The following is a 15,464-nucleotide window of genomic DNA, read 5'->3' on the forward strand; positions in this document are numbered from 1 at the left end:
GGAGGCCAAGTTTTCACAAGGCCTCCAGCGCACATGATCCGTATCGACAACGTTAGTAAGTCCAACAGCCATCGCATTTTGTTTATCGAAACCTCTGCCGCTTTAAACCGTGGCGAGAAGATTGGCCTCGTTGGTCCGAATGGCGCTGGCAAGACCACGCTTTTTCGTATGATCACTGGCGAAGATTTGCCGGATGAAGGGCAGGTTACTGTCGAAAAAGGCGTAACGATTGGCTATTTCAACCAGAATGTTGGTGAGATGGGCGGCCGGTCCGCTGTTGCAGAAGTGATGGACGGGGCAGGGCCTGTTAGTTCTGTTGCGGCTGAATTGCGTGAACTCGAAGCTGCCATGTGCGATCCGGATCGTCTTGACGAGATGGATGCCATCATCGAGCGCTATGGCGAGGTGCAGGCGCGCTATGAAGAGCTGGACGGCTATGGTCTGGATGGTCGTGCGCGTGAAGTTCTGGCCGGTCTGAGTTTCAGTCAGGAAATGATGGACGGCGACGTCGGCAAATTGTCTGGCGGCTGGAAGATGCGCGTGGCGCTTGCCCGAATTCTGCTGATGCGTCCCGACGTCATGCTTCTCGACGAGCCAAGCAACCATCTTGATCTCGAAAGCCTGATCTGGCTCGAAGCCTTTCTCAAGAACTACGACGGTGCACTGCTTATGACTTCGCATGACCGCGAGTTCATGAACCGTATCGTGACAAAAATCATTGAAATTGATGGCGGTTCGCTTAATTCTTACAATGGCGATTATGGTTTTTATGAAAGCCAGCGTGCGCTCAACGAAAAACAGCAACAGGCGCAGTTCGAACGCCAACAAGCAATGCTTGCTAAGGAAATCAAGTTCATCGAACGTTTCAAGGCGCGCGCGTCCCATGCATCGCAGGTGCAGAGCCGCGTTAAGAAACTGGAAAAGATCGACCGTGTTGAGCCGCCACGCCGCCGCCAGACGGTAGCTTTCGACTTTGCGCCGGCACCGCGCTCTGGCGAAGATGTGGTCAGCCTCAAGGGTGTCAAAAAAACCTATGGTAGCCGCACGATCTATGACGGCCTGGACTTTATGGTTCGCCGCCGTGAACGCTGGTGCATCATGGGCGTGAACGGAGCAGGCAAGTCGACACTGCTTAAACTCGTGACCGGCGCGACCGATCCCGATCAGGGCATTGTAAACCTTGGTGCGAGCGTAAAGCTTGGCTATTTTGCCCAGCACGCCATGGATATTCTCGATGGTGACAGCACCATTCTTGAGTGGCTGGAACATCGCTTTCCAAAGGCCGGACAGGCACCATTACGCGCATTGGCTGGTTGCTTTGGCTTTTCAGGTGATGACATTGAAAAGAAATGTCGCGTGCTTTCCGGTGGTGAAAAAGCGCGACTGGTGATGGCGGCAATGCTGTTTGATCCACCGAACTTCCTCGTGCTCGACGAGCCTACCAACCATTTGGATCTCGACACCAAGGAAATGCTGATCAAGGCGCTTTCAGCCTATGAAGGCACAATGCTGTTCGTGTCGCATGATCGTCGTTTTCTGGCTGCCTTATCCAACCGCGTGCTGGAACTTACACCCGATGGCATTCAGCAATATGGCGGTGGGTACACTGAGTATGTGGAGAGCACCGGGCAGGAAGCCCCGGGTCTGCATGCAGGATAAAACAAAGGCGGGACATTCCCGCCTTTTCTTTTGCGCCTTTATCCAGAGATCGAAACGGCTCTAACGCAATGGCCTTTTCATTATGAGAGGGCCTTCCGATTTCGGTTCCACATAACGCATGACAATACGCACCGTCCGGGAGCGAACAGAAGTGTTGCTGGCACACTTTAAAATCGCATCTTGAGCCGACACGGCGAAGTCTTCGCCTGCTTTCCTGACCGGCTGAAATTCAACAGTTATAATGCGTGTGAGTTCGCCCTGTCCGTCGTAAGTAACTTCGAACGTTGCGGAGGCTCGGCTGTAGTTCGTGCCTTCCGGCAATTGCCAACACTTTGTCGCCATCTCTGTTACAATTTCGGCGTCAGTTGCCGATCTGGCAATTGTTGGAGTAAGCCAAAGCGCGAAAACTACAAATCCGATTAACTTTTTCATCAGTCTCCCAAGCGGTTAAGTCTCAGCCCTTGATTTAAGATAGGTCTTCAGAAGATAAAATGCCAATTTCAGGCACGTATTTGTTCCTCAGCGGCGAGATAGCATTCGCGCTGGTGAGACCAAGAAGAATTAGTTGATCTGAAAATAAATGATCGCGCTCCCTTGGTTCGTCGCTAGCCGTAAAAGCATCGTTGATTTCACTAATGTTTCACGGCCACCATCGCAAAGGTATCTGCATAGTGATGGCATGCAGATGATGAACTAGGACTTCATCACCCGTATGGCCGTTGCTCATGCGCATTTCGAGGGGTGCATCCGTTCCGCGATGGCAACGGTCGTGTCGGTCGTCTGCTGCTTCCCGTGATGATGGCGGACGAAGGCCACGAGCCCGTCTACCTATCCTCCTTCATTGAGGAGAACAAGCAACGGTATTACGATGGCCTTAAAGCAGCACAGCAGCGCATGGACTACTCACCTCTTGTCGTGTTCATGGCCAACGCAATCAAGGAGTCGGTCTACGAATTGAAGCGACTTCGAAGCGATCTCGCTGAATTGCGTGACGACTGGCTGCAGCGCGACAAGTGGCGCGCAGGATCAACCGCCGTCCGCGCATTGGAAATTCTGCATGAGTACCCTGTTCTGACCGTCGGTCGCCTGGCTTCGCTCCTCGATGTCTCTTTCCAATCGGCCTCAACTGCCATGAAGAACTTGGTCGATACGGGAATTCTGTCGGAGAAGACCGGGTACACGCGTAACCGCGTCTTCACAGCGCCCGAAGCCGTGGCCCTGCTGAACAGACCGTTCGGAGAGTACGAGCCCGATGGTTATGACATGTAGGGTGTCGGACAAATGCGTTGACAACACCGTCATATCTGTTATTCTGGATATATGGATAATACGTCAGCAATCACCGCGCTTTCTGCGCTAGCCCAGACCACACGATTGGAAACCTTCCGGCTTCTGGTACGGCACGAGCCTGATGGCGTCCCCGTCGGTGAATTGGCAAAGCTGCTCGATGTGCCGCAAAATACTATGTCCGCACACCTTGCCACGCTTTCCCGGGCAGGCCTTGTGAAGGGCGAGCGGCAAAGCCGGTCGATCATCTATCGCGCCGATCTCAGTGGGCTCCGGGACCTCACTCTCTTTCTGGTAAAAGATTGCTGTGGCGGCTCAACGGAGCTTTGTGCGCCGCTGATCGCCGAGCTTACAGCATGCTGCACTCCAGTGGAGACGCTGTCATGACATCTGTTCGCTTGGAAAGCATCTCCAGTGACCTCAGTGATCTGACACAGGCGCTATCTTTGTCTGGTTTGCCGACAGAGGATATCACTGAGCCACTCCGGAGGTTCTTCCGAGCGGTCGGGCCAGACGGCAACACGGTCGGTTACTCGGGTGTCGAACAATGCGGCGAGGACGCTTTGCTACGGTCATTGGTCGTGCTGCCGGGTTGTCAGGGAAAGTCGTTCGGTAGGATGATCGTCGTCGAGACTCTCCGGTCGGCTCCGGTAGCCGGTACCGTCTACCTTGCGACGACAACGGCAGCACCATTCTTCTCTAAATTCGGAATTGACGTGGTTGACCGCGTGGAGGTGCCGAGCGCGGTTCTTGCTACCCGCCAGCTTTCGGGCATCTGCCCCGCATCCGCAACAATCATGAAACTGAACAAACCTCCGACCTAACAACGGACGATCACCATGACCGCGAAAATCTACAACGTGCTCTTTTTGTGCACGGGCAATTCCGCTCGCTCTATTCTTGCCGAATACATCCTGAATAAGGAAGGACTAGGGCGTTTCAAGGCGTTCTCGGCCGGTAGCCATCCAAAGGGCGAGGTCAATCCGCATGCCTTGAAGGAGCTTCAGGCACTGGGGTATCCGGCGACAGACTTTTCGTCGAAGAGCTGGGATGTCTTTTCTGAACCTGGCGCTCCCGAAATGGATTTTATCTTCACCGTCTGCGACAGCGCGGCTGGAGAAGCGTGCCCGGTGTGGATTGGCCATCCTATGACCGCACACTGGGGTGTTGAAGACCCAGCAGCCGTCAGTGGTTCCGAGGTCGAAATCCAGCGCGCCTTTGCTCAGGCTGCAAGATTTTTGAAGAACCGCATTACTGCATTCCTCAGCCTTCCCACGGAATCCATCGACCGGTTGGCACTGCAAACCAAGCTCCGACAAATCGGGGCGATGGAAGGTTCTACCAAACCACAGGATCGGAGCGCCTGATGTCGACGTTCGAGCGCTACCTCACGATTTGGGTCTTCCTGTGCATCGTCGTAGGCGTTGCACTCGGTCACCTGATCCCTGGCGTGTTCCAGACTATCGGTGCTGCCGAGATCGCCAAGGTCAACATTCCCGTCGCGATCCTCATCTGGCTGATGATCATCCCGATGCTGGTCAAGATTGATTTCCGTTCGTTGAGCCAGGTCAGCACGTTTTGGCGAGGCATCGGCGTTACGCTGTTCATCAACTGGGCGGTGAAGCCGTTCTCGATGGCGCTGCTTGGATGGCTGTTCATTGGATACCTGTTCAGGCCGTACCTGCCCGCTGATCAGATCGACTCCTACATTGCGGGCCTTATTATCCTGGCGGCAGCACCGTGCACTGCGATGGTGTTCGTCTGGTCCAACCTGACGAAGGGAAACCCGCTTTTCACATTGTCCCAAGTTGCGCTGAACGATGCGATCATGATTGTTGCCTTCGCACCTATCGTCGGTCTTTTGCTCGGCCTCTCTGCAATAACAGTCCCTTGGGATACACTGGTCATATCGGTCGGTCTCTACATCGCGGTGCCCGTGGTGATCGCTCAGGTGCTGCGCAGCAGGCTTACCGCTGACGGAACCACCGACGGGCTCGACAGGATATTGGAGAAGCTGCAGCCGATCTCCCTTCTGTCCTTGCTTGTCACACTGGTCCTGCTCTTCGGCTTCCAAGGTGAGCAGATCATCGCCCAGCCGACCATCATCGCGCTGTTGGCCGTCCCGATCCTGATCCAGGTCTATTTCAACTCCGGGCTCGCCTATCTGTTGAACCGGATGTCAGGTGAGCAGCACTGTGTTGCTGGTCCGTCAGCATTGATCGGAGCCAGCAACTTCTTCGAACTCGCCGTCGCTGCCGCCATCAGCTTGTTCGGATTCCAATCTGGAGCGGCGTTGGCAACCGTTGTCGGGGTCCTCATCGAGGTCCCCGTCATGTTGTCCGTCGTCTGGATCGTGAACCGCTCGAAGGGTTGGTACGAGTCCGCCCCCTCCGTCTCCCAAAACACCGCCACCGAAAGACGCTGAAATGAACGTCACCATCTATCACAACCCCGCCTGCGGAACGTCCCGCAACACGCTCGAACTCATCCAGCACGCTGGCATCAAACCGACCGTGATCGAATACCTGAAGACACCGCCTTCACGTGAGCAGCTCGTCAGAATGATTGCGGGTGCCGGTCTGACGGTTCGTCAAGCGATACGGGAAAAGGGCACGCCCTACGCCAACCTCGGTCTCGACAATCCAGCCCTGACCGACGACGAACTTCTCGACGCCATGCTCCAGGACCCGATCCTGATCAACCGTCCGTTTGTGTTGACGCCCATGGGTACGCGCCTATCCCGCCCATCCGAGGTCGTGCTCGACATCCTGCCTGCCGATGCATTCAAAGGGCCGTTTACAAAAGAATACGGAGAACAGGTTCTTGACGAAAAGGGGCAGCGCATTGTCTGAAACATTTCCTGCGGCATCGCCGGCGCATTTTCGCCAGCCCGATCTCGACGCCCTTCGCCCGACATTTTCGACGCATAAGCCGCGCATCCTGATCCTGTACGGTTCGCTGCGGGAGGTATCCTACAGTCGGCTTCTGGCCCATGAAGCTCGCCGTCTGCTGGAGCATTTCGGGTGCGAGGTCAGAGTATTCGACCCGGCAGGTCTGCCGTTGCCCGATGAGGCTCCCGTCAGCCATCCAAAGGTTCAGGAGCTGCGCGATCTTTCAGCGTGGTCGGAAGGTCAGGTTTGGGTGAGCCCGGAGCGCCACGGCTCGATGACCGGCATCATGAAGGCTCAGATTGACTGGATTCCGCTTTCCCTTGGCTCGGTGCGCCCCACTCAGGGCAAGACTCTGGCTGTCATGGAGGTTTCCGGAGGCAGCCAGTCCTTCAATGCCCTCAACCAGATGCGCATTCTCGGTCGCTGGATGCGCATGATAACGATTCCAAACCAGAGCAGCGTCGCTAAGGCGTTTCAGGAATTCGATGCCGACGGCCGCATGAAACCGTCTTCCTACTACGACCGCGTCGTCGACGTCTGCGAGGAGCTGGTGAAGTTCACGCTGCTGACGCGCGATGCCTCCTCGTATCTGACGGACCGCTACAGCGAGCGAAAGGAAGAGGCAGTGAAACTCGAACAGCGGGTTCAGTTGAAGTCAATCTGACCTCATGTATGCCGCCAGACCTTGACCGCCGAAAGCAGAAGGATGACCGCGAGGGCTGGCAGTAGAAAACCAGTCTGCACAATGCCAAGCAGCCTACCGCCGATGAAGGTTCCTAAGATTGACCCAGCTGCCATGACGACGACAAACGCCTTATTGCGGCCGAGAACAGAGAAGCTCTGATCTCGGCTGTAGCGCGAGAAGCCGACGAGCATAGTCGGCAGGCTTACAGCCAAGGAACGAGAACCTGCCAATTTGATATCCGCGCCAAAAAGCAGAACCAGCGTCGGGATGAGCAACTCTCGCCCGCTACGCCCAACAGGGATGCCACGATCCCGATAATGAAACCCGCGATAACGCCTGCGGTGCGCTGCGCTACGCCGGTCAGAAGAGGCTGTCCGGCACTGGCATCGTGACCAATAACCAAAACCACCGCTATAGTGACGAGCAGCACGGATATCACCTTGTACAGGGTTTCCGACTTCAGACGAGTTGCCCAGCCTGCACCGAACCATGCACCGGCAAGGCTACCTGCCAACAGGTTCAAATATGATCGGCCAATGAGCCGCAATCTCTTGAAAAGGCACGGTCGCAGCGCGGAACGGCAAGGCGGACGCGACCACGACTAAGCTCATTGCTTTGTTGAGGGTTACCGCCTCCAAAGCAGCAAAATTGACGACGCCGATTAAAAGCGGGAGGCGGAATTCCGCACCACCCAGGCCGATCAATCCGCCGAGGGCTCCAATGGCCGCTCCACCGGAGAAAGCGGCGGGCTTGTTGCGCGACAATGGAGCATTCGCAGAAATTGTCATGACCGATGTATTTCCTCGAACATCACGAAGTTGATAGACTTATGCTTGTGATACCGGTCGATGCAAGTGGCAAGGCCCTGCTGATGTGAGTTGCTTGGCAGAGGCTTTCCCCAAGTTCAGTAAACGCAACGAGTATCTCAGCGCCCATTCAAGATCGACGTGGCGCGATGGACTGCCCCTGCGTCATCGGTCGACAATATTCCCTGAGGACTTCAACTCCCTGACCGCGCTTGAAGCTGACATCTTGATCACGCATGAAGCATCGTCGACCCATAAATATGGGCACACTGAAATCGATGACCTCGCGGAGGTGCTGGGCGTAAAGACCATTGTACATGGTCACCTTCACCAGGACTATCGCGCTACGCTTTCCAACGGCATCAAAGTGATCGGCTTGCCGAAAGCGGGCGTTCTCGTCACGTCGTTCTCAGCGCTGATCGGGTAGCAGAAGAGCCATCATCCCCCCTTCGGCTATTGCGACCTGGCCCCGGATTTCAACACCACCATCTGCGAAGTAGCGCTGAACTGGGCAGTCAGCGAACAACCATGTGCCCAAAACCTAATGACGCCGTCAGCCTCTCGGGCCACGTGATCCGCAACTCGGAAATTTCTATCAGAGCGGATAGCCTACGCCAGCGCTCATAGCGACGAACCAAGGGAGAGCAATCAATAAAAGGACGAGATTTTCGTCTAAAAATTGATTTTATGGCGCACCCGACTGGATTCGAACCAGTGACCTCTGCCTTCGGAGGGCAGCACTCTATCCAGCTGAGCTACGGGTGCATCGCCGGGAGGCATACCGCCTCAATCAATCGCGTTTCTAGCCGAACCATGCCATGTCTTCAATGGCTTATTTGGTAAAACAGCCATGAAAAGTCCAAGCCTTGCTATCTGCGCTGTGAAACGCTCTCGATAAATTGACAGCCTCGTGCTTGACCGGTAAATTTTGACTTAATTGAGCCTGTATCTGGGCGCAATATTTCCTCGCGGGGACAAGAGCCAGGCACAGTAAGTGCCGCTATCCTAATGAGGAGGACTTGTCGTGAAAAGAATACTCGCTTCGCTTGCTATATTGGCTTTCACTTCCGTCAGCGCGCTCGCCGCTCAACCTGCAATGATGGGCGATTCTTCGGCGGGCAAAATGCTTGTCACGTCGAAGGGCATGACGCTTTACACCTTCGACAAGGATATGATGGGTAAGTCGGAATGTGATGCGAAGTGCCTGAAAATGTGGCCTGCATTCTATGCCGATAAATCCGCAAAATCTGACGGTGATTTTACGGTCGTAAAAGCTTCTGATGGCAAGAATATGTGGGCTTATAAGGGCATGCCACTTTATCGTTATCATGATGATAAAAAAGCTGGCGATATGATGGGTGATGGCAAAGGTGGAGTTTGGCACATCGTGAAATAAACACACGTTTAATTTCCACATTTTCAATAACGAGCGGCCCTGACAGTTAGTGCGCCCGAATAGTAAGCGCGCAAAGGGCCGCTTTTCTATTACAGAAGCAATAAATCCAATAGCTGAGAATGAAGGAAATTTCGGTCACAAGCATTCCTCTATGAAGAGAGGAATGGCGCGAGTGACGGGGCTCGAACCCGCGACCTCCGGCGTGACAGGCCGGCACTCTAACCAACTGAGCTACACCCGCGCATTGTTCCGATGTCTTTCGACTGGGAACGTTGCTCATGTATGCGGGAACGTAGTCAGCGTCAATCGTTTCCGCACATAAGACGATAAAAAAATCGGATAATTCTAATTTAAGTCCACAACTGTGGAAAACGCTCGGGTTTTGCTGATTGTTGCAATGAAAAGCGGCACCTGAGAGGAGAGTGCCGCTCATTTTGAGTTTCGTTAGCGAACAGATTCGCCGGTCTTAGGATCGATTTTAATTTCGACCTTCGCGCCATTTTTCATGAAATATTCGATTTCATAATAACCACGATCATTCCAATCGACTTCGTCAATATATTGAATGTCCGGTGTTTGTTCGATCTTGGCAATTATTTCCGAAAGCTTCGTCCCTTCCGGCGCGGCGGCAAGTGCGCCTGCGGAAGTTGCGGTGAGAAGAATGGCGGCTAACACTGTGCGCATGAAGAACTCCTTCCATTGTTGCAGCTTTTACTTAAGGCTACAAAACCGGAGATCAAGGTTACGCATTGCTAATATTCTCTATTGCCATGCACCGAAATGCGTCTGCAAAAAGCAGCCGAATACAAGGAAGGCAACGATGGCCAAGGCGAACAAGAGAATCTTCATATTATGATCATCTGCATTATTGAGATCACAAACAAGAAAACTCTATGTGATCTCAACCCGCACAAAGGCTGATATTTTCGTAAGAATCGCAGCGCGTTGCCACCAGAACATTAAAAGCGTTAAAAAGATTTCATAAGCGTTCCCATTGATATCCGAAATTCCATCGCCATTTGCGATGTTCAATATCTCAAATTTAATGTCTCAACGGGTACAAATGGCAAAACCCTCTAAACGCCGCGCTTTGCTGATCGTCAATCCGAAAGCCCGCAATGGTAAAGGGTTCAATTCGGATATGCGCTCAATACTCGAAAACGGAGGCCTCTCTCTCGTAGAAAAGACAGCCAGCGGCGATGAAACTATATCGGATGTCATTCGTGCGAACACCGATGTGGATATGGCTATCGTTGGCGGTGGCGACGGTACGTTGAATGCAGCAGCACAGGGGCTTGTCGAAACAAAGCTGCCGCTAGCCATATTGCCGCTTGGTACTGCCAATGATTTCGCGCGTACGATTGGCATTCCTGCCGATCCGACAGAAGCGACTAGGCAAATGCTGACATATGACAAGCACCCCATCGATCTGGGTGAGGTCAATGGCCATCTCTATTTCAATGTTGCAAGCATTGGATTTAGCGCAGAACTTGCGCAAAAACTTAGCGCTGATGCCAAGAAAAAATGGGGCAAGCTCGGATATGCAATTGCCGCAGGCCGCATTCTCATGCGTTCGGAATTGTTCACGGCTTATCTTGAACACGATGGCATTACAGAGCAGATCAAGACACTTCAGGTCTCGGTCGGAAATGGCAAGTTTTACGGTGGCGGCATGGCTGTCGAAAAAGACGCCGCAATTGATGACGGCAAGCTTGATTTTTACAGTCTGGAAGTTGATCACTGGTGGAAATTGCTGCGTCTGCTGCCAAGCTTGCGTCAAGGAACGCAGTCAAAATGGGATGATGTTCGCGCTTTTCCTACAACGGAAGTGATCATTCGGACAAGAAAGCCTCGTCCTGTCAACACGGATGGAGAGCTTTCCACTTGGACGCCAGCGCATTTTCGCCTGCATCGCGAAGTTATCAGCGCCTATCGCCCTTCTTCTTTTTAAGAACATAAAAAATGGCCCGCTCTGAAAAGAACGGGCCCAATTCATGACGTTAGGTGAGTGGCTCGGAGGTCATAAGAGCCGTATATGTAACGGGCGAGGTGCCCAAACGTTCCATCATCAGAAGAAAAAGTACCAGATAAATAGTACTGCGATGAATGGTACGCCAAGAAGCCAAAGAATGAGTGCGCGGAACATGTTGTCTCTCCTTCATGTTGTAATTTCAACGCTCTGGCGAGATTTTGGTTCCCGAAATTTCATAGATTTGCAGCCGGTCCGGCTCGACTCATTTCAAGCAATTTGCAATACTTTAATGATCCGTCAATAATTCGGTGACATCACTATTTTCTAAAAGATAAGTTCGATCTCTCGATCATAGAAGAATTGCGGGCGTGTGGCGTATGAGTTCTAACGGGTGGCGAAACCGTGCTGAAAGTGCGGAACTGTCGATGAAGCGCGATAAACGCGCACCGGCAGCTATGTTGACTTTTCTGGCGCTGGCTTTGGCGCTTGCGGGTTGTGCAAGTGCGCCGCAGCCAAAATCGAAGAAAAAGCACCCGAAAGAATATTTTGCTGAATCCAAATATGGCGTGAAAGCCAGTCCGCGCGTGACAAATGTACAGGGCAAGCCTTTACCGCGTGGTGGCGGTCGTAATCAGACCGGCAAACCTTATAAGGTCAAAGGCAAATGGTATTACCCAAAAGAAAATAAGAATTACGCCTCAAGAGGCCGCGCCTCCTGGTATGGTAGCGCCTTTCATGGACGCCTGACCGCCAATGGTGAAATTTACGACATGACGCATTTGACTGCTGCGCATCCGACAATGCCGCTTCCAAGCTACGCACGCGTCACAAACATGTATAATGGCAGCTCGGTTATTGTTCGTGTGAATGATCGTGGCCCGTTTGAACGTGATCGCGTTATTGATCTGTCGCAGAAAGCTGCTGAAATGCTGGACTATCAGCATCACGGCACTGCCGATGTTAAGGTCGAATATGTCGGTCGTGCGCCACTTGATGGACAGGATGATGCTTATTTGATGGCATCCTATCAGCCGGGCAATGCTGATCCGATTGGGCAACCCGCCACGGGCGTTATGATGGCGATGAATGCACCAACGCCGACACCGGCGGGCATTGCAGCAATGCCGGTTCCGCAAAACTCACCGTTTGAAGTCAATCCGGCCTATGGTGATGGTGAAGTGCCTCTGCTTCCTGCCAATGTACCTATTCCTTCTCGCCGTCCCGCAGACAGTTTTGGCGTTGCCAATGCTGCCAATGTCAGAGGACTTGCGGGCTACGCGTCTGATCGTCTCGCAGCGTCTGCCTATGCGGAAGAGCGCACCTATGGCAGTATTTTGACTGAAAGTGCTATTTCGGACGCATGGAAGCGCAGAGAAGCAGAAGAACAGCGTGAATATGTCGAGCTCGGCATGTTCAATACGCTTGAAGATGTTGCAAAGCTGGAAAAGGCTCTGTCGCACTTTGCGCGTTTTACACGAACAAAGATTCCGACAGAAAATGGCGATGTTTTTGAGCTGACGGCCTTCGCTGAAAAAGGCAATAATGACGATCTACTGCGCGCGGCATGGAAAGCCGGAGCGACTGATGCTTTTGTCGTTCGTGCGGACTGATTTTCGCGGGAGTTCAGTCCAAGCATCACGGGTGTAACATGGGGCGTAGTTCAATCAGCATAAAATTTGTAGCGGCTGTTTTCGTTGCTGTTTCGTTTGCTATGCCGAGCTATGCACAGACACTGCAGGCAGCTTTCGCCGCCAAAGCGCCACAGGTTCTTTTGCTGGATGATAAAAGCGGCACTGTTCTTCTTTCCAAGAATCCTGACTTAAAAATTCCGCCCGCTTCCCTGGCAAAGCTGATGACTGCGGAAGTCATTTTTGAAGCGCTGGAAAAGGGCGAAACGACACTAGAAACAACTTATCCGGTGACTGAATATGCCTGGCGCACTGGCGGTGCTCCTTCCGGCACGTCGACTATGTTTGCAGCCATCAAATCAACGCCAACGGTTGCTGATCTTCTGCAAGGCATGATCGTGCAGGCTGCAAATGATGGCGCGATCATTCTTGCCGAGGGACTTTCCGGCAGCGAAGACGCTTTTGCAAAGAAGATGAATGAGCGGGCGAAGGAACTGGGTTTGACCAGCTCGACCTTTGTCAACTCAACCGGCTTGCCAGCAGCGGGGCAGGCGGTAACACTGTCCGATCTTATAAAACTGGCGCGTCATATTCATAGCGCGCATCCACAACGCTACAAATATTACGCACAGGACGCGTTTACCTGGAACAAGATATTTCAACGCAATCGAAACCCGCTTCTGCGGCTCGATATTGGCGCAGATGGCATGGGGACGGGATATACGGAAGCATCCGGTTATGCTCTGGTTGGCTCGGCGGAGCAGAAAGGACGCCGACTTTTTCTCGCAATGAGCGGTCTTACCAGTATCAAGGAACGCGAGGAAGAAGCCAAAAGGCTTATCCAGTGGGGAATGACAGCCTTTGATGGGGTAAATATTTATTCGGCTAATGAAGATGTCGGCGCAGCACAGGTTTTTGGCGGTTCGCAGTCGAGTGTGCCGTTGAAAGTCAGGGATGAGGTGGAGTTGCTTCTGCCAAAGGACGGGCGCGATAAGTTGAAAGCGCGAATCTCCTATGAAGGTCCATTGACTGCTCCCATTCAGGCGGATACGCAAATCGGAACTCTGGAATTTGAACTCAATGGCAATATTGTCCAGCAATTTCGGCTTTATACCGCGCAGTCCGTTCCTGTCGGTACACTTTCGCAGCGCGCAATGGGCGCAGTGTTCGAACTTTCGACCGGTTGGTTGAGGAAATATCTTTAAAGTGCTTACCCAAAAAAAGGGGGGCGGTTTTTCGATAAGATGCTCGCTGAAAAATATCCGGAGCGCCGTTCTGATGTAATGAGATCGAAAAGTACGCCAGATACTCGACGTTCCGCATAAACGCCGATAAACAGAACAAAGATTGTTTTATCGGAACTCAATTTTTCGGAAGCCAGTGTGTCTGGATTATTCATTACATTCGAGGGTGGGGAAGGCGCTGGCAAATCAACCCAGATCGCCTTGCTGGCTGAGCATCTGCGTGCGCTTGGCTTTGATCCGCTGATAACCCGCGAACCGGGTGGTTCTGCGGGTGCTGAGGCTGTTCGGCATGTGATTCTCAGCGGCAATGCCGAAAGCTATGGCCCCGCGATGGAAGCTCTGCTTTTCGCTGCTGCCCGCGCCGATCACGTCGATCAGTTGATCCGTCCGGCGCTTGCCGAAAACCGTATAGTGCTTTGCGACCGCTTTATCGATTCGAGCCGCGCCTATCAGGGCGTAACTGGTAATCTCGATGCCATCTATATGGCAGCCATTGAACGCATTGCGATTGATGGCGCCATGCCTGATCTCACCATCATTCTCGATATTCCTGCCGAGAAGGGGCTGTCGCGAGCGAACAAGCGACGCGGGAGTGATGTGGCAGATCGTTTCGAGAAAGAAGCGATAGCGGTACATGAGGCACGCCGCCAAGCTTTTCTCGCTATCGCCAAAGCTGAGCCTGATCGCTGCAAGGTGATCAATGCTGATCGCGATCTAGACGCTATTTCCGCTGATATGATTGCTGTTACTGATGAAATTTTGAAGAAAAGGGGACTTCTATGATTGAAGAACTCGACGTCCCCAAAGCCCATGATTCCATTGAAGGCGTAGCCGAACCTTCCGCCAGTGATTACCTCGCAGGTCACAGTGAAATTGCTTCGTTCCTTGCGCAGGCCTATCGCGAAGGGCGCATGCATCATGCGCTGTTATTTGAGGGTGAGCAGGGCATCGGTAAAGCAACGCTGGCCTTTCATCTGGCTGGCCACATGCTTGCGAATAGTGATCATGTATCCGCGCCTGAAACCATCAGTGCACCTGATTTCAGCAAACCGCTGTGGCGACAGATCGCGGGCGGTATGCATCCAGCAGTCCTGCATATAAATCGTCCGTTTGATCAGAAGACGGGTAAGTTCAAAACTGGCATTCCGGTTGAGGAAATTCGTCGCGTCACGCATTTTCTGACACGCACGGCATCGGACGGCGCATGGCGTATTGTCATTGTCGATCCTGCCGATGACATGAACCGCAATGCTGCCAATGCGCTGCTTAAAACGCTGGAAGAACCGCCAGCGCGCGCGATGTTTATTCTGATTTCGCACTCATCGGGGCGGCTTTTGCCAACGATCCGGTCACGCTGCCAGAGCATACAGTTTAAACCGCTTGGCGATGGGCCACTCACAGATGCGCTTACGCATATCGGGCTAAGTATCGGTCTGGGTGTTGGGGAAATAACGCCGTCTCTTCTCCAACGTTCGGAAGGCAGTGTGCGCAAGGCTTTGCTACTGGTTGCACATGGTGGCCTTGAAATCTCCGATACGGTCGATAAAATTTTGCAAGGTCAGACATTCGATCTTCCGAAAGCGCAAGCGCTTTCCGGTGTTCTGAATGGCCGCGAAGCGGAAGTTCAATATGAGTTGTTCCGCGATTATCTGATGGGGCTTATCGCCGATGAAGCGCGTCGCTATGCAGATTCGGGGCAAACGCGCGAAGCCGACCAGTGGTCGCGCTATTGGAGCGAGCTTACCCGCGAAATTACCAACGCTGAAACCTATAATCTCGACCGCAAACAGGCAGTTATGATCCTTTTGGAAAAAACGCATCGCGCTTTTCGATCTGGTAAGCCTACGCTTACGTGACATGCCGCCTGACATGCGTTATGTCACCGCTAACGTTTTT

Annotated in this window: 16 protein-coding genes, 2 tRNA genes and 2 pseudogenes; 15 read left to right on the forward strand and 5 right to left on the reverse strand. The window is 53.0% G+C overall.

All coding sequences use genetic code 11. The annotated features are described in order from the left end of the window. Positions 1–33 precede the first annotated feature (33 nt). Positions 34–1,659 (forward strand): ABC-F family ATP-binding cassette domain-containing protein, encoded by a 1,626-nt coding sequence (locus CEV31_RS11245; RefSeq protein ID WP_094507124.1) that lies wholly within the window; start codon positions 34–36, stop codon positions 1,657–1,659. A gap of 60 nt (positions 1,660–1,719) precedes the next feature. Here the strand turns inward: CEV31_RS11245 and CEV31_RS11250 are convergent, their stop codons facing one another. Continuing rightward, on the reverse strand, positions 1,720–2,091 hold the full coding sequence (locus CEV31_RS11250) for a hypothetical protein (protein ID WP_094507125.1): 372 nt from the start codon (positions 2,089–2,091) through the stop codon (positions 1,720–1,722). Positions 2,092–2,394: 303 nt separating this feature from the next. On the opposite strand from CEV31_RS11250, the pseudogene CEV31_RS11255 reads away from it, so the two are divergent. The 7 genes and pseudogenes from CEV31_RS11255 to arsH form a co-directional block, all read left to right on the forward strand. Then, positions 2,395–2,928: pseudogene (locus CEV31_RS11255) on the forward strand (Fic family protein); the annotation flags it as partial. Between the two features lie 51 nt (positions 2,929–2,979). Beyond that, on the forward strand, positions 2,980–3,333 hold the full coding sequence (locus tag CEV31_RS11260) for an ArsR/SmtB family transcription factor (protein ID WP_094507127.1): 354 nt from the start codon (positions 2,980–2,982) through the stop codon (positions 3,331–3,333). Next, a complete protein-coding gene (arsN2, locus tag CEV31_RS11265) occupies positions 3,330–3,770 on the forward strand; it encodes an arsenic resistance N-acetyltransferase ArsN2 (protein WP_094507342.1) in 441 nt (146 codons plus the stop codon). Before CEV31_RS11260 ends, arsN2 begins: the two co-directional genes overlap by 4 nt. Positions 3,771–3,785: 15 nt before the next feature. Then, positions 3,786–4,313, forward strand: a complete 528-nt coding sequence (locus CEV31_RS11270) for an arsenate reductase ArsC (protein WP_094507128.1) — start codon at positions 3,786–3,788, stop codon at positions 4,311–4,313. Continuing rightward, the gene (gene arsB, locus CEV31_RS11275; RefSeq protein ID WP_094507129.1) at positions 4,313–5,371 is read left to right on the forward strand and encodes an ACR3 family arsenite efflux transporter; all 1,059 of its coding nucleotides are present in this window, start codon (positions 4,313–4,315) and stop codon (positions 5,369–5,371) included. Before CEV31_RS11270 ends, arsB begins: the two co-directional genes overlap by 1 nt. Before the next feature lies 1 nt (position 5,372). Further along, positions 5,373–5,798, forward strand: a complete 426-nt coding sequence (gene arsC / locus CEV31_RS11280) for an arsenate reductase (glutaredoxin) (RefSeq protein ID WP_094507130.1) — start codon at positions 5,373–5,375, stop codon at positions 5,796–5,798. Then, the gene (gene arsH, locus CEV31_RS11285; RefSeq protein ID WP_235818077.1) at positions 5,725–6,501 is read left to right on the forward strand and encodes an arsenical resistance protein ArsH; all 777 of its coding nucleotides are present in this window, start codon (positions 5,725–5,727) and stop codon (positions 6,499–6,501) included. The genes arsC and arsH overlap by 74 nt, the downstream gene beginning before the upstream one ends. 2 nt (positions 6,502–6,503) lie before the next feature. On the opposite strand, the pseudogene CEV31_RS11290 reads toward arsH, so the two are convergent. Beyond that, positions 6,504–7,310: pseudogene (locus CEV31_RS11290) on the reverse strand (sulfite exporter TauE/SafE family protein). 85 nt (positions 7,311–7,395) lie between these two features. On the opposite strand from CEV31_RS11290, the gene CEV31_RS11295 reads away from it, so the two are divergent. Then, a complete protein-coding gene (locus tag CEV31_RS11295) occupies positions 7,396–7,755 on the forward strand; it encodes a hypothetical protein (RefSeq protein WP_143850918.1) in 360 nt (119 codons plus the stop codon). A gap of 261 nt (positions 7,756–8,016) precedes the next feature. On the opposite strand, the gene CEV31_RS11300 is transcribed toward CEV31_RS11295, so the two are convergent. Next, a tRNA-Arg gene (locus tag CEV31_RS11300) sits at positions 8,017–8,093 on the reverse strand. 259 nt (positions 8,094–8,352) lie between these two features. On the opposite strand from CEV31_RS11300, the gene CEV31_RS11305 reads away from it, so the two are divergent. Further along, a complete protein-coding gene (locus tag CEV31_RS11305; RefSeq protein ID WP_094507133.1) occupies positions 8,353–8,724 on the forward strand; it encodes a COG4315 family predicted lipoprotein in 372 nt (123 codons plus the stop codon). 164 nt (positions 8,725–8,888) lie between these two features. On the opposite strand, the gene CEV31_RS11310 is transcribed toward CEV31_RS11305, so the two are convergent. Both CEV31_RS11310 and CEV31_RS11315 read right to left on the reverse strand, forming a co-directional pair. Then, positions 8,889–8,965: transfer RNA gene (locus CEV31_RS11310), tRNA-Asp, on the reverse strand. A 203-nt stretch (positions 8,966–9,168) separates the two neighbouring features. Continuing rightward, entirely contained in the window at positions 9,169–9,408 is a 240-nt protein-coding gene (locus CEV31_RS11315) for a PepSY domain-containing protein (protein WP_094507134.1), read from the reverse strand. A gap of 379 nt (positions 9,409–9,787) precedes the next feature. Here CEV31_RS11315 and CEV31_RS11320 point away from each other — a divergent pair, with 379 nt between their 5' ends. The 5 genes from CEV31_RS11320 to CEV31_RS11340 all read left to right on the forward strand — a co-directional run bounded on the left by CEV31_RS11320 (position 9,788) and on the right by CEV31_RS11340 (position 15,424). Further along, the gene (locus tag CEV31_RS11320; RefSeq protein WP_094507135.1) at positions 9,788–10,675 is read left to right on the forward strand and encodes a lipid kinase; all 888 of its coding nucleotides are present in this window, start codon (positions 9,788–9,790) and stop codon (positions 10,673–10,675) included. A gap of 398 nt (positions 10,676–11,073) precedes the next feature. Then, on the forward strand, positions 11,074–12,306 hold the full coding sequence (locus CEV31_RS11325; protein ID WP_094507136.1) for a septal ring lytic transglycosylase RlpA family protein: 1,233 nt from the start codon (positions 11,074–11,076) through the stop codon (positions 12,304–12,306). A gap of 38 nt (positions 12,307–12,344) precedes the next feature. After that, positions 12,345–13,529, forward strand: a complete 1,185-nt coding sequence (locus CEV31_RS11330) for a D-alanyl-D-alanine carboxypeptidase family protein (RefSeq protein ID WP_094507137.1) — start codon at positions 12,345–12,347, stop codon at positions 13,527–13,529. Between the two features lie 177 nt (positions 13,530–13,706). Continuing rightward, entirely contained in the window at positions 13,707–14,351 is a 645-nt protein-coding gene (tmk, locus tag CEV31_RS11335) for a dTMP kinase (protein ID WP_094507138.1), read from the forward strand. Next, positions 14,348–15,424: a DNA polymerase III subunit delta' gene (locus CEV31_RS11340; RefSeq protein WP_094507139.1), complete on the forward strand. Its 1,077-nt coding sequence runs from the start codon at positions 14,348–14,350 to the stop codon at positions 15,422–15,424. Before tmk ends, CEV31_RS11340 begins: the two co-directional genes overlap by 4 nt. Positions 15,425–15,464: the final 40 nt, after the last annotated feature.

The organism is Brucella thiophenivorans (assembly GCF_002252445.1).
GTDB lineage: Bacteria > Pseudomonadota > Alphaproteobacteria > Rhizobiales > Rhizobiaceae > Brucella > Brucella thiophenivorans.